The 23,134-nt window shown below is 47.6% G+C and carries 18 protein-coding genes; 5 read left to right on the top strand and 13 right to left on the bottom strand.

Annotation, left to right across the window (positions count from 1 at the left end; translation table 11 throughout):
- The first annotated feature begins 12 nt into the window (after positions 1 to 12).
- A complete protein-coding gene (rimK, locus tag G6N79_RS16670) occupies positions 13 to 948 on the top strand; it encodes a 30S ribosomal protein S6--L-glutamate ligase (RefSeq protein WP_103905744.1) in 936 nt (311 codons plus the stop codon).
- 237 nt (positions 949 to 1,185) lie between these two features.
- On the opposite strand, the gene G6N79_RS16675 is transcribed toward rimK, so the two are convergent.
- From G6N79_RS16675 to G6N79_RS16715, 9 genes are all read right to left on the bottom strand, one after another.
- Positions 1,186 to 2,061 carry a glycerophosphodiester phosphodiesterase family protein gene (locus G6N79_RS16675; protein ID WP_103905745.1) on the bottom strand — a complete coding sequence of 292 codons (876 nt, stop codon included), beginning with the start codon at positions 2,059 to 2,061 and terminating at the stop codon, positions 1,186 to 1,188.
- Positions 2,062 to 2,082: 21 nt separating this feature from the next.
- Complete coding sequence (locus tag G6N79_RS16680) at positions 2,083 to 2,679, bottom strand: histidine phosphatase family protein (RefSeq protein WP_103905746.1); 597 nt, start codon at positions 2,677 to 2,679, stop codon at positions 2,083 to 2,085.
- Positions 2,676 to 4,112, bottom strand: a complete 1,437-nt coding sequence (locus G6N79_RS16685; RefSeq protein ID WP_103905747.1) for an FGGY-family carbohydrate kinase — start codon at positions 4,110 to 4,112, stop codon at positions 2,676 to 2,678. Before G6N79_RS16685 ends, G6N79_RS16680 begins: the two co-directional genes overlap by 4 nt.
- Entirely contained in the window at positions 4,112 to 5,560 is a 1,449-nt protein-coding gene (locus tag G6N79_RS16690; protein WP_103905748.1) for an FGGY-family carbohydrate kinase, read from the bottom strand. Before G6N79_RS16690 ends, G6N79_RS16685 begins: the two co-directional genes overlap by 1 nt.
- A 1-nt stretch (position 5,561) precedes the next feature.
- Positions 5,562 to 6,572 (bottom strand): NAD(P)-dependent oxidoreductase, encoded by a 1,011-nt coding sequence (locus tag G6N79_RS16695; RefSeq protein ID WP_103905749.1) that lies wholly within the window; start codon positions 6,570 to 6,572, stop codon positions 5,562 to 5,564.
- A gap of 25 nt (positions 6,573 to 6,597) precedes the next feature.
- A complete protein-coding gene (locus G6N79_RS16700; RefSeq protein WP_200818765.1) occupies positions 6,598 to 7,851 on the bottom strand; it encodes an MFS transporter in 1,254 nt (417 codons plus the stop codon).
- A 162-nt stretch (positions 7,852 to 8,013) separates the two neighbouring features.
- Positions 8,014 to 8,949: an endonuclease/exonuclease/phosphatase family protein gene (locus G6N79_RS16705; protein WP_103905750.1), complete on the bottom strand. Its 936-nt coding sequence runs from the start codon at positions 8,947 to 8,949 to the stop codon at positions 8,014 to 8,016.
- A 15-nt stretch (positions 8,950 to 8,964) separates the two neighbouring features.
- Positions 8,965 to 10,359: an FAD-dependent oxidoreductase gene (locus G6N79_RS16710; RefSeq protein ID WP_103905751.1), complete on the bottom strand. Its 1,395-nt coding sequence runs from the start codon at positions 10,357 to 10,359 to the stop codon at positions 8,965 to 8,967.
- 31 nt (positions 10,360 to 10,390) lie between these two features.
- A complete protein-coding gene (locus tag G6N79_RS16715) occupies positions 10,391 to 11,656 on the bottom strand; it encodes an MFS transporter (protein WP_103905752.1) in 1,266 nt (421 codons plus the stop codon).
- Between the two features lie 151 nt (positions 11,657 to 11,807).
- Between G6N79_RS16715 and G6N79_RS16720 the strand changes: the two genes are divergently transcribed.
- The 4 genes from G6N79_RS16720 (at position 11,808) to G6N79_RS16735 (ending at position 18,834) form a co-directional block, all read left to right on the top strand.
- Positions 11,808 to 12,572 (top strand): DeoR/GlpR family DNA-binding transcription regulator, encoded by a 765-nt coding sequence (locus tag G6N79_RS16720; RefSeq protein WP_200818766.1) that lies wholly within the window; start codon positions 11,808 to 11,810, stop codon positions 12,570 to 12,572.
- Between the two features lie 283 nt (positions 12,573 to 12,855).
- Positions 12,856 to 15,900, top strand: a complete 3,045-nt coding sequence (locus G6N79_RS16725) for a SusC/RagA family TonB-linked outer membrane protein (protein ID WP_103905753.1) — start codon at positions 12,856 to 12,858, stop codon at positions 15,898 to 15,900.
- Positions 15,901 to 15,905: 5 nt separating this feature from the next.
- Positions 15,906 to 17,666, top strand: coding sequence for a RagB/SusD family nutrient uptake outer membrane protein (locus tag G6N79_RS16730; RefSeq protein ID WP_103905754.1), 1,761 nt, complete (start codon positions 15,906 to 15,908; stop codon positions 17,664 to 17,666).
- A gap of 76 nt (positions 17,667 to 17,742) precedes the next feature.
- Positions 17,743 to 18,834, top strand: coding sequence for a metallophosphoesterase (locus tag G6N79_RS16735; RefSeq protein WP_103905755.1), 1,092 nt, complete (start codon positions 17,743 to 17,745; stop codon positions 18,832 to 18,834).
- 947 nt (positions 18,835 to 19,781) lie between these two features.
- Here G6N79_RS16735 and rplT read toward each other — a convergent pair.
- The 4 genes from rplT to thrS all read right to left on the bottom strand — a co-directional run bounded on the left by rplT (position 19,782) and on the right by thrS (position 22,967).
- A complete protein-coding gene (rplT, locus tag G6N79_RS16740; RefSeq protein WP_093098929.1) occupies positions 19,782 to 20,126 on the bottom strand; it encodes a 50S ribosomal protein L20 in 345 nt (114 codons plus the stop codon).
- Between the two features lie 96 nt (positions 20,127 to 20,222).
- Positions 20,223 to 20,423 (bottom strand): 50S ribosomal protein L35, encoded by a 201-nt coding sequence (gene rpmI / locus G6N79_RS16745; protein WP_094255093.1) that lies wholly within the window; start codon positions 20,421 to 20,423, stop codon positions 20,223 to 20,225.
- A 37-nt stretch (positions 20,424 to 20,460) separates the two neighbouring features.
- A complete protein-coding gene (gene infC / locus G6N79_RS16750; RefSeq protein ID WP_234993171.1) occupies positions 20,461 to 21,024 on the bottom strand; it encodes a translation initiation factor IF-3 in 564 nt (187 codons plus the stop codon).
- Positions 21,025 to 21,041: 17 nt separating this feature from the next.
- Positions 21,042 to 22,967, bottom strand: a complete 1,926-nt coding sequence (gene thrS, locus G6N79_RS16755) for a threonine--tRNA ligase (protein WP_103905756.1) — start codon at positions 22,965 to 22,967, stop codon at positions 21,042 to 21,044.
- Positions 22,968 to 23,134: the final 167 nt, after the last annotated feature.

The raw sequence follows: 23,134 nt of genomic DNA on the forward strand, positions 1-23,134 counted from the left end.
AAATAAAGAACTGTGAAAGTAGCCGTATTATCGACGAATAAGTCATTATATTCCACACGCCGCCTTGTCGAGGCCGCCATTGCCCGAGGTCATGAATGTGAAGTGATCGACCATGGCAAATGTTATGTTGGAATTCAGCAAGGTAGGCCATCCATCCATTATAAAGGTCAGGATATTGCAGGTGTAGACGCCATAATCCCGAGGATCGGATCCTCAGTGACGTTCTATGGTTCTGCCATTGTCCGTCAATTTGAGGTGATGGGTGTCATCTCTGCCAATCAGAGCCAAGCGATCACCCGAAGTCGGGATAAGCTGCGCTGTATGCAGATCCTTTCCGGCGCCGGCTTGGGATTACCCATTACTGGATTCGCCCGTACGGCATCGGATGTCGACGACCTGATCAGCATGGTAGGTGGAGCACCTTTGGTGATCAAACTGTTGGAAGGAACACAGGGAATCGGTGTTGTCTTGGCGGAAACCAAAAAGGCAGCATCCTCCGTTATCGAAGCGTTCTACGGCCTAGGCAATAATATTTTGATCCAGGAATACATCAAGGAAGCAAAAGGAACGGATATCCGTGCATTCGTGGTAGACGGCAAAGTTGTCGGCGCAATGAAGCGTACGGCGAAGGAAGGTGAATTCCGCTCGAATCTGCACCGTGGCGGTACGGCCGAGGTCGTGAAATTGACCCGTGCAGAAAGAGAAACCGCTGTAGCAGCAGCGCGTGCCATGGGACTTACCGTTGCCGGTGTGGACATGCTACCATCCGCACGCGGACCGTTGATCCTGGAAGTCAATTCTTCCCCTGGTCTCGAAGGTATCGAACAGGCTACCGGCAAGGATATCGCCGGTGAAATCATTAAATACCTCGAAAGACAGTACGAAGCCAAGCAATTGGCGAAACCAAGTACGATAAAAAGAAAGATCAAAAAGGAAAGTAATCTGTAAGGAGATGTGAGATTGGAGATGTGAGATTTGAGATATTAAAGCGGCTATAGGCCGCTTTTTTGGTTATAGGAATTTGGGGAATGTGGGCTTTGGTAGGAAAGATTCCTTATAACTAAAAAGAAGATGTCAGTGGTACCTTAGTTGGATTAGATGGGTACAATCGTAAAAATATTGGGATTATACGAAAAAAGGAGGTTTTACGACCTCCTTTTCTTATTGATTTCTTTATTGAATGACTTATTGAATTGCCTGACTGACTTCAATGGGCAGATCCGACTCTAAGACCGTAGCTCCATCGGCAAATACCGCTCTATATTTTTCGGCGCGGTCCTGCGCTGTGGGCAGTTTGTCGTAGGTCGGTGCGGTGGAAATCATGCACAGCACTCCTTTTTCCTTAAAGAAGGTGTACATATCTTGATTGGCCGCTTTGATTTCTGGACCTATATAGACAATCATGCGGTCGTAAGGCAATCCTGATTCTTTAAACGTCTCCAAATCCTTCGCAGTTTTGATGTGCATCGATAAGTATTGTTTTGGATTTTTATCCAGATAGAATCTAGCCTGGTCCACATTATGCACCGTAACCCATACCCACGCATAGGCATTATGCTTCCGGATTATTTCAGAAGTCATCTCCATGGGAAGATCCTTTTTATCCAGGTTGAGAATGGTCTTTCCCTTGGCCCATTTGATCATTTCCTCCAACGTGTTGATCTTATATTTCGTTACGTTTCCAGCATGGTCCTTCAGGTGTAATTTTTGCAACTCCTTCCAGGTTAAATCTGCTACTTTCCCATTTCCCGTTGTCGTTCTGTCCAATGTTGCGTCATGGACCATGACTGCAACGCCATCTTTCGTCAAACGCGGGTCAACCTCGAAAATAGCTGGTGTGGCCTTCAGTACAGCTTCCATCGCTGCAATTGAATTCTCCGGCAGGTTATTTTCCTGGGTTCCCCGATGCCCCGAGATAATCTTCTTCCCAGGTGCATATTGAAAGTAGGCATACATCTCCTCAACTGTTTTGAAGTTGAGCGTATGCAATCGCTGGGCTGCAGCCTCTTGGAAAGAAACCAATGCACAGAAAAGACAAAGGGTTAGGATAGATTTTTTCATAGTTCGTTTAGATGCCTAAAATTAGGCATTCAGTTTTAACAAATTAAAACCTTTATGTTTATCTAATGTTACCAAGGTAAGGGCGGAATTTTCCTGCACCAGGCGTCTGTAGTTCTTCAATGGCATACCTAATTGTTTGGCCATAAAAAATCGATTGATGCCGTTGTGGCCAACAACCAAGATGGTCTGCCCGTCAAACTTCTCCAACAGCTCGGTATAGAAACTGTCCAGGCGCGCAATGATCTCATCGCCCCGTTCGCCAGTATTACCTGCACGAAACTGTGTAGGATCGGCTAACCAATTCGTCCATGAATCCGGATCTTCAGCAATAAAGTCTTCAGAACGTTTCCCCTCCCATTGACCGAAATCAACTTCTATCAAACGGTCATCGGTCTGTACCTTGGTAGGGGTTCCCGATGCAATCTCTGCCGTAGTGCGTGCGCGCAGCAATGGCGAACAGAAAATCTGATCGAAATCATAATCCTTTAACAGGTTGTTCATGCGTCTGGCCTGCTCGATCCCCTTATCCGTTAATGGGATGTCCGTTCGTCCGCAATATTTATTTCCCTCGGCATTGTACGCCGTTTCCCCATGCCGCAATAGGCAAATTGTTATCATGCGATGTAGTTTAGGTTTTTCAATTTCAATTTAAAATTTTCATACTGGGAGGCGTAAGCTTCTTGTAATTCCCCATCGGGCTGCACTACTTTTTCAATCTGTGTCATGGCTTCTGCAGCCTCGATCAAACTGGAATAATAGGTATTGGATGCCGCCATAATAGCAGCACCAAATGCACCACTTGCTTCCTTGCATTTATAGATTGGCACCTGCAGCACCGACGCACGGATCTTCAGCCAAACATCGGAATTACTGCCGCCCCCTGCGGAATAAACAGCTTCCAGCTCTTCGCCGGAGAGTTCATGAATAATTTCATAGGCGAGCTTTTCGATAAATGCGACTCCCTCCATATTCGCTGCATATAATTTTTCACGCGTCAGATCCGAAGGTGCGAAACCTCGAGCCTGAGGCGCCATGATAGGATAGCGTTCTCCTTCTTGCACTAGTGGCCACGCCAATTCGCCGGTTGGGATCAACCCTTCGGCAGCTTGATTTAAAGCGTCCAGCCCATCAGCGAATCCAATGGAAATCCAATCTGCACCTGTATTGCTTGCCCCACCGGGCATCCAATATCCTTCCGGGTGGCGATGGCTATACAACCGTCCCAATGGATCCACTACGTTCTTCCGGGTGACCCCTTTGATGACCAAGGTTGTGCCGATCGTCGTGTTCCAGGTCCCTGGCTTCACCGCACCGGACGCCATCTGTGTCGCACAGCCATCGGTCATCCCCACTACCACGTCCAATTGCGGAATCCCCCAGGTGTCCGCGAGTACAGGATCCAGTTTACCGACCACGGTTCCCGATGGAACTACATCCTGCAGATGCGATCTGTCAATGCCGATTTCCGAGCTGATATAGTCTGGCCATGCCAATTGCTCCAAGTCATACCCCGATTTCAGTACATTGGTGTAATCCGTCGTGCGGTAATTTCCAGATAGCTTGCCCACCAAGTAATCCGATGCATGGATCCAAAGGGCGATATCCTTTGCTTTCTCTGGATAGGTTTCCTGGAACCAGCTCATCTTACTGATGCCACTGGACGCGTTGAATCCAGTATAACCATCTTTCACATGGCGACCAGCAATTTCCTTACAGCGCTTTCCCTGTTCCGCAGAACGGGCGTCGCTGTACATGATCGCCGCATGCAACGGCTTATTGTATGCATCTAAAGGAATTACCGTCCCGGATGTTGACGTCACGGAAATCGCCTTTATTTTCTTTTTATCTATATCGGAAGGAAGTTGCTGAATGAGTTGTTGCATCATTTCGGCACAGGCTTCCCACCAGATTTCCGGCGACTGCTCCTCCCGGAAAGTATCATCAAGTTTAAATTTTCTGTCGTCCGCAGCAATCAGGGTACCCTGTTGATCCACCAGCACCACCCTTGCCCCTTGCGTACCGACATCCAGTCCGAAAAAGTAGTTTCTCATTATTGACCGACTTGTTTAAAGGTTTTACGGGCATTCCGCCATTCCTGATACAATTTCTCGAATTCCTCATGATCCTGCGGGAAGATTTCTTCCAACAGTGCTGGAGTGGCATTCGACACCCCCAACGCATCATTACAGAGAAACACGCCCCCCAAAACCGATGCTTGACGGAAGGTATCACGGATCTTGATGCTCTTACCGAAGAGATTGGCTATAAACTGTCGTAATTTCCGGCTTTCCACTCCACCGCCGCATGCCCAGATATAGCTTTCGCTATGTGGAGATACATCGCAGAGAAATTTGTAGTTCTCGTAAATACTGCACGCAATATCCCACAGGATGGCAAAAACAAAGCTGCCCCGTGTCAATTGATGGGATACCGGCGCATTGAAAATAAAGCCGCCTTTGGTTAACGGCTCCTCCTCATCGGCAATCAATGAACCCAGCGAAGCAACACATTGCGAATAGGTGGCGTCCTCCAACTCCCTTTCGATGACATCATACCCTTCGTTGGGGTAAAATATTTCTTTCAGGCGCTGGTAGTTCAATCCTGTTACGCCGGCATTGGCTTCCAAGATGAAATTATCGGCATCGATATGCCTACTTGTCCAGGTGCGTTGCTCCGCATCTTTTTCATACGAACTGACAATCTTAATAATCGGTGTGGTCGTTCCTGATACAATGACCACGTCATTTGCCGACGGCTCCATACTGCGGATCGCCAATTGTGTATCGCCACCACCGACCACAACCACCGCCTCAGGATTGATACCTAAGGTATTGGCAACAGCAACTTGTATTGGACCAAGGATCGTTCCGGCATCCTTTAGGGGCGGCAGGATTTCTTCATCAATGGCAAATTGTGCCAACAGATCCTTGGACCATTGCTTGGTCTCCACATCGTACAAAAGAGTTTCGGAGGCTTGAGAATGCTCATAGCCGGCAATTCCGGAGAATTGAAACTGTATCCAATCGGAGATGCTCATAACAGATGCAATGTCCGCAAACAGTTCCGGATAAACCTCCCGAACGCCCACCAGTTTGAACGCCGAGAATAGGGACGTTGGGTATCTTCCGGAAAGGTTGTAAACCAAATCCTTATCCTGCAGATCCACTTCCCATTTACGGCCGCGATGGTCGATATTTGGCATACCCAACAGGGATTTTCCAGCCTGATCCACCACAACAATCCCTTCGCGCTGACTGGTTGCCGTGATGGCATTGACCTGTACCTCACCAGCTTCTGCTAAAGCAGCAGTAGAGAGCTTCAGGATCTGTTGCCATAAATCCTCTGGATTGAAGAAAATGGAATCTTCAAAATTTGGATCGGTTTCATAATGGACGTTTTCCCTTTTGATGCTCAATAATTCTCCATCAACGGTCGATACCGCAACACGGGCATTTCCCGTACCGATATCAACGATCAAATAGGCTTGTTTCTGTGCCATATTAACTAATAGTCGTGTTTTTCAAAACCGCTTTGTTCACCAGTTGCTTAATGGTATGATTGCCATTATGGAAGAACTCACGGAGGTTGTTGTTCATGATAAATGCATGGTGGTCTTCCACCTCATGGGTTGCACCTGCGATATGCGGTGTCGCCAATACCTGCTTGTTCGTGATCATCTTGTAATCGATCTCATCCGGTGGTTCATTGTAGAACACATCCAGAACTGCTCCACGGATCTTTCCGTTTTCGATGATATCCAAGAGGTCCTCGCGGTTGACAACCGTCGCGCGCGCTGTATTTACAAAAATAGCATCCTTATGGAGAAGCGACAGGTATTTTTTATCAATCATTCCTTTCGTTTCCTTGGTTACCGGCAAGTGGATACCCACGACATCACAGCTGGCAAACAATTCCTCCAATTCCACCTTTTTAAAATCCGTGTTCGGATCGGTATAATACGGATCAAAGTAATAGATCTCACATGGGAAATTGACCAACATACGGGCAATATGTTGCCCTACGGCACCAAAGCCAACCATACCCACCTTTTTGCCTGCCAGTTCATTTCCCTTGAACTGCAAATAGGAGGTGTGGGCCCCTTCGCCCCAATTTTTCCCTTCCAACCAGTTGATTCCCGGTATGGTATTGCGCATAAGGGTAATTACATTGGCGATAAACATTTCCGCCACTGCCTGCGCATTGCGCGCTGGTGTATTGAATACGGGAATACCCAATTCCGTAGCGACCTCCAAGTCGATATTGGATGGCGTTCCGCGACAGATGCCCACAAACTTCAGGTGTGGGTTTTTGCGAAGGACTTCCTCCGTAATTTCATCGTGTTCCGAAATCAAGGCATCCACTTCAGTCTCCTTCAGCAGGGCATCCAATTCTTCCGGATTATAGGCACGTCCATGTGGTTTCCATGAACGGTAAACAACTTCATCAAAAAGGCCTTTCAGCTCGTTCAACGCTTTTTCATTCTCATAAGGCGCGGTTAATAATACTTTCATACTGACTTGAATTTTTTCCTTTAAACTATTTTACAATTGATAGATCGGGTTCCTGTTCCGTTTCCCGTGCAGGAATCCCAATGAATTTGGTGAGCACGGCACTGCACAGGTACAGTCCTGCCAGCACCCACACAACACCCTCGCTGCCGATGGCCCCGATGAGCAAACCGACCAAGGCCGGGCCCACGAAAACCGGCAATCCGGCGCCAAGGTTTAAGATGGCCATGGCCGCCCCCTTGTCTTCCTTGACCAAAGAGGGCACCAAGGCGGAAAGCGGTACATAGCCCGCCAATAGCCCTCCCCAAGCTATACCTGCGGCCATGACTGCCCAATAGGATCCGTCCGACCACTGCGGTGCATAATAGAACAGCAGGGTTGCGATCGCGCAGCCTACACCCCCGAACCACATAATGGTTCGTTGCCAGCCCAACCGATCGCCGACAAAACCGAATATGAGGTTAAATGCGATGTTACTCGTGAAAATGGTCCCCCAGATCTGCAGCCACGACTTTGTATCGAAGCCATATTCTGCCATATAGATCGGCAGGAATACCGGAAAGGCAAATTGGGCCGTGGTATTGATCACGCGGATAATCCCCCCAATAAGCACCTTCGGCTCTTTTTGAACGATGGTAAGGCCATTGAGGAGTTCCTTCGATTTCGAACCTTGGGAGGCCTTGGTCTCAAATTTATCCCGGTTCAGGACCAGGGCGAAGAAAGCACCCACCAGCACCCAGATAATCGAAGACCACAGGGTATTCTCATAACCGATCCGTTCCAGAGCCCAACTGGAATAATAGGCACCCAAAACATTCAGCCCTCCCGTGAATACGAACCAGAACCAACCCACTGCACGACCCAACATGTGTTGAGGCGTCCGGTAGTTGATCCAAACCATAAAGGAATAGGCGAATAATGGATAACCGAACCCACGAATGGCATAGAACAGCAGCATTGCTTGATAATCCAGCTTGGCCATTCCCATGGATACAAAACCGATGGTTCCGATCAGGTACAATATCAATCCCATGAACATGGATTTCCGAGGACCATAGCTTTCTGCAAGGACACCGGAGAACCATGAGGATATGGCAATGGTAATACCGTAAACCGTAAAAAGACTTGCCGATTGTTCGATACTCATGCCATGTTCCAGCAGGTAGGGACTGAGCCAGCCCTGCTCCACGCCATCCCCCATCATGAAGATCAAGATACCCAGGTATCCCCATTTTAAATTGTTAGGGATCCCTAACCTATCGGTCGTTGTTTGCTGTGTCATTGCGTTTAATTAAGTTTATAATTGATTGTATTTTGAAATTATTATCAAATAAAAATAACAAAATAAAACATTATTAAACTTCATATGGCTAAAAAAAAGAACAAGATTAGCGTTGTTCTTTTTTTAGCATTATTTGACCGCACGCTAGGTGCAGTCCAGAAATTAGGTAGTTCGATAAGCTAAGTTTGTACGTACGAAATAATGATCGCTTGGAAGTTTTCCTCTGTAGCTATCCTTAATTATCTGGGAGGACAGGGCTTCCCAAGGCCCTTTCATAAAGATAAAATCAATCTTTTTTGATTTCTTCTTGCGTTCCGGGTCTTCACCTTTAAAGCCATGTGTCGTTCCTTCAGGTTTTTGCCCGGGGTATACCGCCGCATAACTGTCGACCCATCCAGCTTGAATAATATCCTGGTAAACCTTGGAATCGATTCCAACATTGAAGTCTCCGGTCAGCAGCTGTGGAAAATCCACTTGGTATTGCGCGGCCTCCTCGAGCACCACCCGGATCTGCCCTTCTTTTGCTTCATTGCTGACATGGTCCAGATGTAGGTTCGTCAAGCGCAATTCCCGTTTCGCTACTTTATCGTATAAACGTACATAGGAGGCATTCCTGGCACGCGCAGATCCCCAAGAAAGGCTACCTGCCTTTAACGGCGTTTCTGATAGCCAATATGCGCCGGCTGTCCGTAACTCAAAACGCTTTTTCGAAAAAAAGATCGGATTCTTGGCAATACCGTGATACCCTTCCTTGAATGCGTCCATCTCGGGACCGTCAAATCCAAAGGCCATGTAATCGGACAATTGCTCCTTCAGGTCCATGAACTGGCCCCGCAGCACCTCCTGAAATCCAATGATGTCCGCCTGTTGTTTCTTGATGACTGATAGGCAGGCCTCACGACGGTCCGCCCAGCCCAATCCCTTTGCAGCATCTTCTGGAAGATCCACCCGGATATTGCAGGTCAGAACTACCAATTGGCTTCTGTCCTTAACGGCATGGCCTGCATGGGCCTCCCATGTTCCCAATAAGGGCAATGCGGCCACCAATCCCAGATTTTTCAGGAATGTCCGACGGGGATTATGCTCGATTTTTTTCATGTCCCTCAACTGTAATTAAACGGTCGCTTCCAAGCCTTCTCCCAAATAGGCTCCTGCTTGAAGCAAATCTGCACGCAATTCTTCCACATTAACCTCACTCGGTGTTACACCCTTGCGAACGGCCAGCTTAGCCGCACGACCTGCCGCTTCACCCATCGCCATACATGGCGCCATAACACGGATCGCGGACATGGCCTCATGTGTTGTGGAGATGGAACGCCCAGCAACAAGGAGGTTCTTCACGGTTTTAGGCACCAAGGAACGGTATGGAATATCGTAACTATCACCACACCAGGTTAAGGTACAGCCTCCACCTTTAGGGTGGTGAATATCAAGTGGATAACTTGCTACAGCCACGGCATCGTCAAATCGACGGCAGCCCAGAATATCATCCGCAGTCATCACATAATTGCCTACGATTCGGCGAGTCTCCCGGATACCTAAGAAAGGTGCCATTTTCGTGAAATGGGAATGCTCAAAACCAGGGACATATTCCTGTAGATAGCGTTGGATTTCCTCTACCTGCCTGCGGCCTTCAATCTCACCAAAGGTTAAGCTTTCCGGATTGGTTCCATCCACGCCATTGATCCGGGACATGTTCACCCATACTTCACCCTCACGCAGACCGGTGATCAGGATCGTCCGCTCTACCGGTAGGTCATAGCCTGCTGCACGTGCTTTTTCCATGACGCTGCGCAAGCCTACCACGATAAATTGATGATTCTGCCCAAAATATTCCGCAGGTATAAAATCCGTCAGGTAGGTACGCGGCTCCTCCGCGATGGACATCCGCAATTTATCGGTATCCACGCCCGCCATACAGAACATCAAGGTCGGTGGCTGTGCACCTCCATCTTCATTGCCCTGTTCGCATTCCACACCAGCGCGGTAAGCAACATCGGCATCACCGGTACAGTCGATCACTGTTTTGGCCAAGATGACCTCACGCCCGGATTTGCTCTCGATAATCACTCCCTTCAGTTCATCTCCTTCCATCACCACACCTGCAGAGAACACATATAACAGTACCTTAACCCCTGCTTCTTCCAGAACCTTCAAGCCGACATTCTTAACGGCTTCCGGCTCCACAAGCGTTAAGCTCATGTGCAACGGACAGGGACGGTGCTCGGAAGCAGCATCCACTGCCTTCAAACGGTCGATAAACTGCTGCGGCAAGCCCTTGATGATCTGGTTACCTTTCTGGCCCAGGAAACCCAGTACCGGTAAACCAATGGTCATATTCCCGCCCACAAAACTGCGGTTATCGATCAATGCGACCTGTAATCCGTCCGATGCTGCAGCTTGTGCCGCAATAATCCCCGCCGGACCACCTCCAACAACAAGAACATCCACTTCCATACGTACCGGAGTCTCTCTTGCAGGCTCCTTAACGGTTTTAACTTGTGCCATATCTAATACTGCTTTAAACTATTTTTATCTATTAATTTTCTTCTATTGAAACTGCCTTGGGCTTTTCCTTTCGCACCATGGTCCACAAGATGAGCACCGCAATGGGATGCATAAAGGCCATGGCAATAAAAATGGTGCCTGCGCCAAGGGATCCCATCATCTGTCCCACAAAATAATTGAACAGGACGGCGCCCAACGCTCCGAAACCTCCTGCGATTCCCAGTACTGAAGCAACGTTCTGTACGGGAAAAGCCTCCGCGATAACCACCGAAATGGTAAACAGCCAGCTCAGGCAAGCCACGGCTACCAGGGCGAAAATGGCGATCGTCAGGTACGGATTGGTAACATAGGTCGTCAGGCAGCACAATGGCGCCAATACCGCAATGGCCGAAAGCATAATCTTGCGGGAAAGCAAGGGCTCTTTACCATTGCGCACCATTTTATCTGACCAGGCAGAAGTAGCGATGGCACCCAAATCAGCCACTAGAAACGGAATCCATCCGAACATACCGATCTGTGCCAATGTCAATCCGCTTTCTTCCTGCAGGTATCCCGGCAACCAGAACAGACAGAAATACCACACCGGGTCACTGACGAAACGGATCAGTAGGATTCCCCATAGGGATTTTGTACTCCACAGCTGGGACCAGGTAAAGGCCGGTTCATTCTCTTTGATTTCTCCCGCAGCAATGGCTTCCTCCCGTATTTCACGAGGAGGTTCCACATAAACCAAAAACCACATGAGGGCGATGATCAAACCCACTACCCCAGCAACGATGAAAACGGTATGAAAATTATACTGCATGGCTAACCAAGCGACCAAAGGCGGTGCAATAATGGCCCCAATGGAACTTCCCGCTACGCAGAGGCTATTCGCTGTTGCGCGCAGTTTGCCCGAGAACCAAACGGTGATCACTTTCAGCTGAGCCGGGAAATTGGTAGGTTCCGCAGCACCCAACATCCCCCTGAAAAAAAGAAAGGAGCCGAATGTGCGGGAAAGACCGCCTCCCAAACAGGCAACAGACCAACCCAAAATCCCTACTAGCATTACCTTGCGCTCACCGTAGCGATCCACCAACCAACCCGAAACAGGATACATTAAGGCATAGAATACCGTGAACACATTGATTACGAGCGCATATCCATCATCTCCCAGATCAAACTCATCCTTTAACATCGGCTTCAGGATGGACACAATCTGCCTATCGTAGTAATTGAATACGATCGCTAGAAAGATGACCACAATGATTAACCATCGTCTTTTTTGTGCAGGAATGGGCAATGTGAATGTTGACATAAGGTAGATTGGCTATGATTTCGTAATTGCTACGGAGTCAAATGTAAAAATAAAAGAATAGAAAAAAAACATTTTTAAATAAAAAAAAAGAATATCCCCAAACCGAAAAAGTCAATTATCTTTGTTTTGTATTAACTTATTAAATTGAATTATGATGAATATTACTGACAGGCACGAATTCATCCTAAAGAGCGTAAAAGAGAAAGGCAAAATTACGATCGACTGGCTCTGCGAGACCATGAAAGTATCGAGCGTAACCATCCGTAAAGACCTCAAAGTTCTGGAGGACAAGAACCTGCTTTTCCGCATCAAGGGCGGTGCCTCAAGCAGCAACCCCTACGCCATCGATCGACCGATCTTGGTGAAAGAATCCATCAATAGCGAAGAGAAACAACGCATTGCACAGGCAGCACTGAAACTGATCAAGGACAACGATTCCATTATGATCGGCTCGGGCACCACGGTATTCACCCTGGCCAAGAACATCGAGAGCAGCACAGCATTAACGGTGATCACACCTGCCTTGAAAGTCGGCCTTGAACTTAGCGGAAAGCCGAATATCGAGGTTTTACAGCTTGGCGGCCTCATCCGGAACAACTCATCTTCGGTGGCCGGACAATACGCCATCCGCATCCTGGAGGAGATCAGCTGCGGCATTTTATTCCTTGGCGCCGATGGCATCGACCTGGAATTCGGGATCTCCATCAGCAACCTGCCGGAAGCAACCCTGAACCAAAAGATGATCGAAACTTCCCAAAAGATCGCTATCCTGGCAGATAGCAGCAAATTTGGCAAGCGCGGACTCGGCAAGATCTGCGAACTCATCGACGTGAACTACATCATCACCGACAGCCGTGTCTCCCCAAACATCGTGAAATCCATCGAGGATCTGGGCATCAAAATGATCGTCGCCTAGACCTTTTCCTACCCTATTTTTGAAAAAAGATTTTTGAACCTTGGTGTTTAAAAATCTTTTTTTTATTTTCGAAACGCTTTTAAAGCGAATAACCTTTTGTTGTTTTTATCAAAAATCTAAATTTTTAAGCCTATTTTAGCGCCTGTTAACAATATCAAAACAGTGCGTTAACAATTACTTAACATTATAAATCTAATTTCGAAACAATTTTTAAGGTAATTAAAGAAAGTTTAAGACGCATCTTGAAAAACAAAACCTATTTAATATTAATACACATCATCTAATGAAAAAACAATTACACCTTATTTTTTTGTTATGTGTCCTTCCGTTCGGGATGTTATGGGCACAGCAGAAAAATATCTCGGGGAAAGTGACCACGGAGGACGGCGTGCCGATCCCTGGTGTCACGATCAGCATCAAGGGCCACCTGAACGCCCTCACGCAAACGGATGGCGAAGGTACCTACAGTGTCGAGGCCAATACGGGGGACATCCTACTCTTCGCGAGCATGGGCTATGCCAATGCCGAGCGAACCGTTGGCGACCAAAACACCATGAATGTGATGCTCCAGGACGACCAGACGAACCTCGACGAGGTTGTCGTTGTCGGTTATGGAACACAAAAAAAGGTGAACCTAACAGGAGCAGTTTCCACGGTGAGCGCCGAACAGCTCGAAAAGAGACCCGTGGTCTCCACGTCAAATGCCCTGCAGGGGATTGCACCCGGTGTAACGGTAACTTCGCAATCGGGAGCTCCCGGAGGTGACGCCGGACAGATCCGTATCCGTGGGATCAACTCCTTCGGCGGTTCGGATTCCCAGCCTTTGGTCATGATCGATGGGGTAGCCGGATCCATGGACAATGTCGATGCAAACCTGATCGAATCCATTTCCATCCTGAAGGATGCAGCCTCGGCAGCAATCTATGGCTCCAGAGCAGCAAACGGTGTCATCTTGATCACGACAAAGCGCGGTAAGGACCAATTCGGTGTAACCTATAGAGGATATACTGGTTGGCAGGAAGCGACCTTTATTCCTGAGGTAACCGATGGAAATACCTTCATGAAGGTGTTCAATGACGCCAACATGAACGATAATGGCTCCGTTATCTACAGTGAAAAAGATTTTGAAGACTTCAATAGATTATACGCGGAAAACCCGGACAATTTCGATTGGCAGAAAGCTATTCTGAATGGCTCCGGCTTTACGCACAACCATTTTATATCCATGAATGCCGGAGCGGGCAAAATCCGCGTTGCTCCTTCCTTGGGCTATGTATCGCAGGACGGATTGATCAACAATACCGGATTCAAGCGCTATACATTCCGCAACAACATGGATATCAACCCGAGTGATAAACTGAACATCCGTTTTGACCTCTCGGCCATCAACACCAATCGGTTACAGATTGCCAATGAAGGGACCGTATGGAATTACCTTGGCCGTATGCCGACCAATATCCCTATCCGTGTTGCGAATGGTCTTTGGTCTGAAGGTTGGGTAAAGAACAACCCTGTCGCCTTCATCGAGGACGGTGGAAATAGAAAAGTCAACAACCTGGAACTGATCGGAAACCTATCCATCAACTACAAACCATTCGATTGGCTATCCATTTCCGGTATGGCAGCACCACGCTACCGCACGCGCAACATCCATGACTTCTCCAAGGCGGTCATGACCTATTACGAAGATGGCAATGAAGCCGGCACAGCCGCTCCTTCCACAGAGCTGACGGAATCGGCCTACCGTTATTTCAATGGCAGTTACCTTTTCCAGACCACGGCACAGAAGTCTTTCAATGACCACAACCTGACGCTAATGGTCGGTGCTTCCCGCGAAACATACGACGAAAAATACCTGATGGGCTACCGTCGCGATTTCACGTACGATACGTATGAAGTCCTGAATGCCGGTGCCAATACAGAAACAAAAGACAATGCAGGCAACCAATTCCAGTGGTTATTGGTGTCGACATTTGGCCGTTTCAACTACGATTACAAAGGACGCTACCTTTTGGAGGCCAACTTACGCTACGATGGAAGCTCGCGCTTCAGCAAAGCCAACCGTTGGGCAGCATTCCCTTCCTTCTCTGCCGGATGGCGTATCTCCGAAGAGCCTTTCATGGAAAACCTTCGGTCACAGATCAACCAATTGAAGATCCGCGGATCATGGGGTAAATTGGGGAACCAGAATATCGGAACCACCTACCAGCCGTATATTGAGACCCTGGAATTGGACGGTATCTCCCTTGGTGGTGTCGTGAACCAGATGATCGGCCTGAACACCATGGCCAATCCAAACCTGTTGTGGGAAGAAACCACCATGTCCGGTTTGGGATTGGATGCAACACTTTTCAATCACTTTACCTTTACCTTCGATTGGTACAAGAAACATACGGACGGGATTCTATTGAAACTATATATCCCAGAACTACATGGTAAGGCAAAGCCATTCCAGAATGCGGCCAAAGTACAGAACCAAGGTTGGGAAGCCAGCTTACGGTACGACAACCAATTTGGCGACCTGAAATTAGGCATCGGCGCGAACATTTCCGATGTCAGGAACAAGATCCTTGACATGAACGGCATGGTCGATGGAACGCTTCTGAGACAACAGGAAGGTTATGCCATCAATTCCATATTCGGTTACCAATCCGATGGCCTATACCAATCCCAAGAGGAAATCGACAATGGCCCAACCCAGTTCGGTAATCTGAAGCCGGGCGACATCCGTTACAAGGATATTGCAGGTGATTTTGACGAAGCTGGCAATGCCATTCCTGACGGAAGGATTACCGATGCTGATAAAGTGATCATCGGCAGCACCATGCCACGCTACACGTATGGGTTCAACCTGGACCTTGGCTATAAAGGCGTTCGTTTGAGCGCATTCCTACAGGGTGTAGCAAAGGCTGATGGTTACCTGAACTCACACTATGTAATCCCAGCGGTAAGCTCATCGGCCATCAAGCCATGGCAATTGGATTACTGGACAGAGGAGAACCGGGATGCATCCCTTCCTCGGGTATCCATTACCTCCACGAACAACACCCAGAACTCCGACTTCTGGATGCGCAGTGCAGCGTACCTGCGTCTGAAGAACCTGCAATTGGGCTATGAAATCCCAAAAAGCTGGTTAGGCAACAGCAAGATCGGTGGAATATTCATCTATGCGAACGGACAGAACCTATTCACGAAGACCAATTTCTACGAGGGTTATGATCCGGAGATCAACTACAATGCGGGCGCAAATGACGGCGTAAGTTTAGGTGCCGGAAACTTCTACCCGCAGGTAAAAGTGTACACGTTTGGATTGGACTTTAAATTTTAACAACAATGATCAAGAAGACAAAATCTATCATAGGAATCAGCCTATTGTGCTCGGCACTGATGGCCTCATGCGATCTGGAGCGGTTACCGTTGGACGGTCCATCCTCCGAGACTTTCCCGAGCAATGAAAAAGAAGCTGAAATGGGGCTGTTGGCGGCCTATAAATCGCTGACCCTGCTGGATGCTTCCAGCACACCATTCTGGCACGTCACGGACAACGTAACGGACATTGGCTACGCCAGACCGGGCAACAACTATACCTCGCCCATCACGAGCTCCATCACGACCGACAATGCCCTGGCGACAAAACCTTGGGCGGCATATTTCAAAACCATTGGCCATGTGCACGATGTCCTGGATAGATTGCCGGACCTGAAAGCCTCCCTTTCGGACAGTGATTACAAAAAGATCGACGCCGAGCTACGCTTTATCCGTGCCTATGCATATTCACAACTGATCGAGTTTTATGGCGATGTGCCTCTTTTGAAACAATCCTTAAAACTGACGGATGAGTTGCCATCGCGCACGCCAAAAGCTGAAGTCGAGAAGTTTATCCTGGACGAACTCACGGCCATTGCGGACAACCTGCCCCAATCGCAGACCAATGTGAAGTTCTCCAGAGCATCCAGCATTGCCGCCTATATGCTAAAGGCACGCGTAGCGCTATACAGCAAGCAATACAACGTTGCGGCGGAAGCTGCAAAGAAAGCGCTGGACCTGTCCAATGGCGTACATGAACTCACGGCATTCGATAGCAGTGTGCAATTTGCCGGAAAGTCCCACGCGGAGGGCGAACCTGAGGTGGCGAATATTTTCGGCCACAAAGGATATGAAAGCAGCAAAGAATGGATCTGGACGGTTGAATACAACATGAACATCAAGGGAAATACCCACAACCAAGGCTACTACATGGCTTCCCGTTTGGGTAAAGGTGTTTGTTACTGGGGACCTACGCAGAACTTTATCGACTCCTTCCAGGATAGCGAAGGGAATTTCATCACGGAATCCAATGTGTATGACCCTTCGAAACCATTTGAGAATAGGGATCCACGATTGGATATGTATACGGTGCGTCCCAACTCTCGCTTCATGGGGTATCAGTTCGAACCAAACCCTTCCTTTTCCAAAGTGAACAATTATTGGCCAGTGATCAATGGAACGGCGACCAAACCAAGTACGTTGACCAATGCCGATGCAACAAATGCCTACCGTTCCTTCAGCGGTTACCTGTGGCGCAAGCACACGGATCTCGCCGAATTCAACACCACATCGGTTAGTGGATTCTCGGACCTGAACGTAGGTATCTTCCGTTACGCTGAACTTTTGTTGGTGTATGCCGAGGCCAAGATCGAAGGCAACAGCATCGATGCATCTGTTTTCGACGCGATCAACCAGATCCGCAAACGTGCCGGCATGCCGAACCTACCGGCTGGCTTGAACCAAGCACAATTGCGCCGGGCCCTGCGCTACGAGCGCAAGGTGGAACTCGCCAACGACGGTCTGCGCTGGTATGACCTGCGCCGATGGGGAATCGCCAACCAGGTTATGAACGGCCACCTGTACCTGAACAGAGCAGCAAATGCCTTTGGCAACGATTACCTGACGCGCATCGATGAAAATGCCAATCCGGTCTATGCCCACACGGCAGCTAAGAAATATTTCGGCACCCAGGAGGTCATCTATTCACCGAACAAGGATGAATTCTGGCCAATTTCCATTCAGGAAATGGATGCCAATGACAACCTCGAACAGAACCCAGGTTATTAATTCGCTTACAATTCATACCCATTTTAATTTCGCAAACGTGACCACCTTCGGTCACGTTTGTTTTAAAAGCCAACTGATGATCAGATTTCCAAAATGGATGGCAGCGACACTCCTACTCGTGCTATCCCTCCCAAAACTTTACGCACAGGATAAACAATCCTTCCAACAACCTACCCTTAGCGACTCCACATCGTGGACATTGGTGCTGTTGCCCGATATCCAGAACTATGTGAAATTCCAACGTAACCAGCCTATTCTCGATGTGATGATGAACTGGATCGTCCAGCACAGGGATCGCCTCAACATTGAGATGGTGATGTGTACCGGCGACCTTGTCGAGCATGACGATATCATTAATCCCGATCCGAAGAAAATGGACCAAACGGGAAAGCAACAGTGGGAAGCCGCGGCCCGTGCCTTTGCCAAATTGGATGGAAAGATTCCTTACATCACCGCGACTGGAAACCACGATTACAACATCTTTAGTTACACCCACAAACCAAAGACGACCCATTTCCCGCAATATTTCTATCCCGATAAGAACAGTGAAAATCAGAAGATTCTTCGCGAGGTGACGGAGAATGTGTATGGCAACCCTAGCTTGGAGAATGCCGCCTACCAATGGAAATCCCCACACGGTAAGCCTTTCCTATTCCTCTCGCTGGAATTTGCCCCTCGGGATACCGTCCTGCGTTGGGCGAACAAGATCGTGAATCAGCAAAAATATGCCGACCACAGCGTCGTTCTGCTGACTCATGCCTACCTGAACTACAAGAATGAACACATAGCGACCGCCAAATACGACCTTCAGGATGCGCACTACGGCACGGCGGTATTCGACCGCCTGGTTCGGCCGGCCAAGAATATCGAAATGGTATTCTCGGGCCACATCGGCGCACCAAATGACGTACGCAAGCATTTGGGGTTCCGCATCGATAACAACAGTGCCGGTAAGCGCGTAAGCCAGATGACGTTCAATGCGCAGGCGCTTGGCGGCGGGACCTACGGCAGTGGTGGCGACGGCTGGATCCGCATCCTGGAATTCCTCCCCGACGGAAAGACGGTAAAAGTCCGGACATTCTCCCCATTCTTTGCCCTTTCCAGCAGCACCCAGCACCTTGCCTGGCGAACGGAAGATTATGATGAATTTACCATCACCCTCAATTGATCGTTTTTTATTGAAATGTAAAGGGGAACCCAGTGGGTTCCCCTCTCTACTTTAGGTATAGGTAGATTACTCAGCTTCTATCTGTGGCCCGTACAGTAAAGCACCCGTGAAGGGCAATAAACCTGCTTTGTTTGCTATACGGTAAAAATGTCGAATCGGCTTAACATAGGTAAACGCAGCTTTATTTCCTCCTGCGTTTTTGATTCAATAGTTAAATATAGCTAATTCTATACAAGAAATGCAAATGCTAAAAAGAATTAGCTAATAATTCTGTTAAAAAAGACGGGATATTGTTATTAAGTAACGAATTAATTGAGGGGTTGATTTGTAGAATTGCAATTGTTGGGAATTTACATTGACAAGCGATTCAGCTAGCGTGTTTTAAAATAGTTATACCCCTGACGGGGTTATTTGGGTTACTCAATCCTGAGCTAAAATAGTTACACCCCTCCGGTGTTGGATGGCGTATTAAATTTCCAATATAAATAATTTTTGGGTGCCTACGGCATGTTTTTAGGCACAAGTCCGCCACCCCACAGCCCACTACAAAAGACGTGCGCCAGCGTGCGTTTTACTGCGTTTAAGTGAGATAGGGGGAGAAAAGGGAAGCGCTTCGCGCTTCCCTTTTCTCCCCCTATCTCACCCCCTTTCTAAGGCAAAACCCGCTGGCGCAAGAGTTGCGCGGTTGGCTTGCGATCTCTTGTGCCTTTGAATAAATAACCGGCATGCAACCCCGCTAGGGGTGTTCTAAAATTGTTTCACCCCTAAAGGGGTTATTTGGGTTACTCAATCCTGAGCTAAAATAGTTGCACCCCTCCGGGGTTGCATGGCGTATTAAAACAATAACGCAGACACAAGTCCGCCAGCACCCCCACCACCCCAAAAACAAAAGCCATCCTTTTGGGATGGCTTTTAAAGTACCTAACAAATTGACAGCGGGTTAAACTTTATTTTACTGCGTCTACAACTGCTTTGAAAGCATCTGGATTGTTTAAAGCTAAGTCAGCTAATACCTTACGGTTTAGGCCGATGTTTTTAGCGTTTAATTTACCGATCAATTGGGAATAAGAGATTCCGTGTTGACGTGCTCCAGCGTTGATACGTTGAATCCATAAAGCTCTGAACTCGCGTTTTTTGGTTTTACGGTCGCGGTAAGCGTACTGTAAACCTTTTTCTACTGTATTTTTAGCAATAGTATAAACTTTGCTACGGGATCCATAATAGCCTTTGGCTAATTTAAGGATTCTTTTTCTTCTTCTTCTCGAAGCTACTGCGTTAACCGAACGTGGCATAATTATTAAAATTTAATTTGGTAAGAGGCGTTGCGTATCTCAGCAAACTTACGACCTGTTACCCGGTCAAAAAATGTGTTATTAAAAAATAAAAACTTATTTACCGATAGCAAGCATACGTTTTACGTTGCCCATATCAGCGTCATTAACATAACTAGTTGTAGTTAAGTTACGTTTTTGTTTTGTCGTTTTCTTTGTCAAGATGTGGCTTTTGAAAGCGTTTTTTCTTGCAATTTTACCTGTTCCAGTCAATTTAAAGCGTTTTTTCGCGCTGGAATTGGTTTTAACTTTTGGCATAATACTTATATTTTATATCAATCTGTTAGATACTGTTTTACTTTTTCGCGGCAACCTTCGGCGCTAGGGTCAAGAACATACGCTTACCTTCCAATTTAGGTAGCAATTCCACTTTCCCGTAGTCTTCCAACGCCTGTGCAAAACGAAGCAACAAGATTTCCCCTTGCTCCTTGAATACGATTGCACGGCCTTTGAAATGCACGTAGGCACGAACTTTCTCACCGCTTTCCAAGAAACGCATCGCATGTTTCAATTTGAACTCGAAGTCATGCTCACTGGTATTCGGTCCGAAACGGATCTCCTTAATAACAGTTTGTTTCGCGTTTGCTTTGATTTCTTTTTGTTTCTTTTTCTGTTCGTAAACGAATTTACTGTAGTCGATAATCTTACAAACAGGAGGCGTAGCATTAGGAGAGATTTCAACCAAATCCAACTCCAAATCGTCAGCCATTGCTAGGGCTTGCCGCGTGGGGTAGATTCCTGTTTCAACGTTATCTCCAACCAAACGTACTTCTGGAACACGGATGTGCTCATTGATACGGTGTTCTGGTTCTTTCTTTCTAATCGGGCCTCTATTGCCGAAAGTGTTACTTTTTGCCAAATGTTTCCTTAATTAAATTAAACAGTTATTTCTTTTATTAATAAATCTTTAAACTCATCCGGACTGATGGACCCTAAGTCCACGCCGCCGTGTTTACGAACCGAGATTGTTCCGCTTTCCATCTCCTTCTCCCCTACAATCACCATGTAAGGCATTTTCTTGACTTCAGCATCGCGGATCTTACGGCCGACTTTCTCGTCACGTAAGTCAATCAGACCGCGAATATCGGAATTATTTAGCGATTCTAAAACTTTTTGAGCATATTCTTCATATTTTTCTGACACTGGCAAGACGATAAACTGCTCAGGAGCAAGCCATAACGGAAACTGACCGCCACAGTGCTCAATCAGAACTGCAACGAAACGCTCCAGTGATCCGAACGGTGCGCGGTGGATCATCACCGGACGATGTTTCTGGTTATCACTGCCTGTGTATTCCAGCTCAAAACGCTCAGGAAGGTTGTAATCCACTTGGATGGTACCCAACTGCCACTTCCGGCCCAATGCATCCTTCACCATAAAATCAAGTTTCGGACCATAGAATGCCGCTTCACCCAACTCAACAACGGTCGGTAGACCCTTTTCCGCTGCCGATTCGATGATCGCTGCCTCGGCCAATGCCCAGTTCTCATCCGAACCGATATATTTCGACTTGTTCTCCGGATCACGTAACGAAACCTGCGCCGTGAAATTATCAAAACCCAATGCCTTGAATACATAAAGTACCAAGTCGATCACTTTCTTGAACTCGTCCTTCACTTGGTCTGGACGACAGAACAAGTGCGCATCATCCTGCGTAAACCCACGTACACGTGTTAAACCATGCAACTCACCAGATTGTTCATAGCGGTATACCGTTCCGAATTCTGCAAAGCGAACCGGAAGGTCCTTATAGGAACGCGGCTTCACCTTATAGATTTCACAGTGATGCGGACAGTTCATCGGTTTCAACAAGAATTCCTCCCCATCCACCGGTGTTTTGATCGGCTGGAAAGAATCCGCACCGTATTTCTCGTAGTGTCCGGACGTAATGTACAGTTGCTTATGCCCGATATGTGGCGTCACTACTGGCTCGTAGCCTGCTTTGATCTGCGCACGTTGCAGGAAGTCCTGCAATTTCTGACGAAGAGCCGTACCTTTCGGCAACCATAACGGCAGCCCCATCCCTACCTTTTCGGAAAAGGCAAACAGCTCCAGCTCCTTACCCAATTTACGGTGGTCACGCTTCTTCGCTTCCTCGATGAACTTCAGGTATTCTGTCAGTTCGGAGGCTTTCGGGAAAGTCACGCCGTAGATACGGGTCAATTGCTTACGGGTTTCATCCCCGCGCCAATACGCACCAGCCACGTTGGTCAACTTAACCGCCTTGATAAAACTGGTGTTCGGAATATGTGGTCCGCGACACAAATCGGTGAAATTCCCTTGGGTGTAGAAGGTAATCTTACCATCTTCCAAGTCCTTGATCAAGTCCAATTTGTACTCGTCGCCCTTATCTTCAAAATATGCCAGCGCATCCGCTTTTGAAACCGCCTTGCGTTCAAAAACTTCCTTTTGCTTGGCCAATTCGATCATCTTGTCCTCGATCTGCTTGAAATCATCGGACGAGAATTCACGGTCGCCGAAATCTACATCGTAGTAGAATCCGGTTTCAATTGCTGGACCGATACCAAATTTGATACCCGGATACAGCGCCTCCAAAGCTTCGGCCAGCAAGTGGGCCGAGGAATGCCAGAAGGTATTCTTTCCTTTGTCGTCATTCCAGGTCAACAGTTTTACGGAAGCATCCGTCTCGATCGCGCGTGCGGAATCCCAAACTTCACCGTTCACTTCGGCTGCCAATACATTTCTGGCTAACCCTTCGGAAATCGACTGGGCAATCTGCATGGCAGTTGTCCCTTTTTCATACTGACGTACAGAACCGTCAGGGAGTGTAATGTTAATCATTTACAACATGATTTTTTGTTTGTCTAAAAATCGCAGCTTTTTGCAACATGTACAATTACATTGCGTATCAAAAACCACCTTAATTAATTCGATTACAAAATTAGCGAATTATTTATGCTTTACCTAACGAAAGGCGTTGGAAAAAACAGCAAATCCAGCAGATTAGC

Source organism: Sphingobacterium lactis (genome assembly GCF_011046555.1).
GTDB classification, from domain to species: Bacteria; Bacteroidota; Bacteroidia; order Sphingobacteriales; family Sphingobacteriaceae; genus Sphingobacterium; species Sphingobacterium lactis.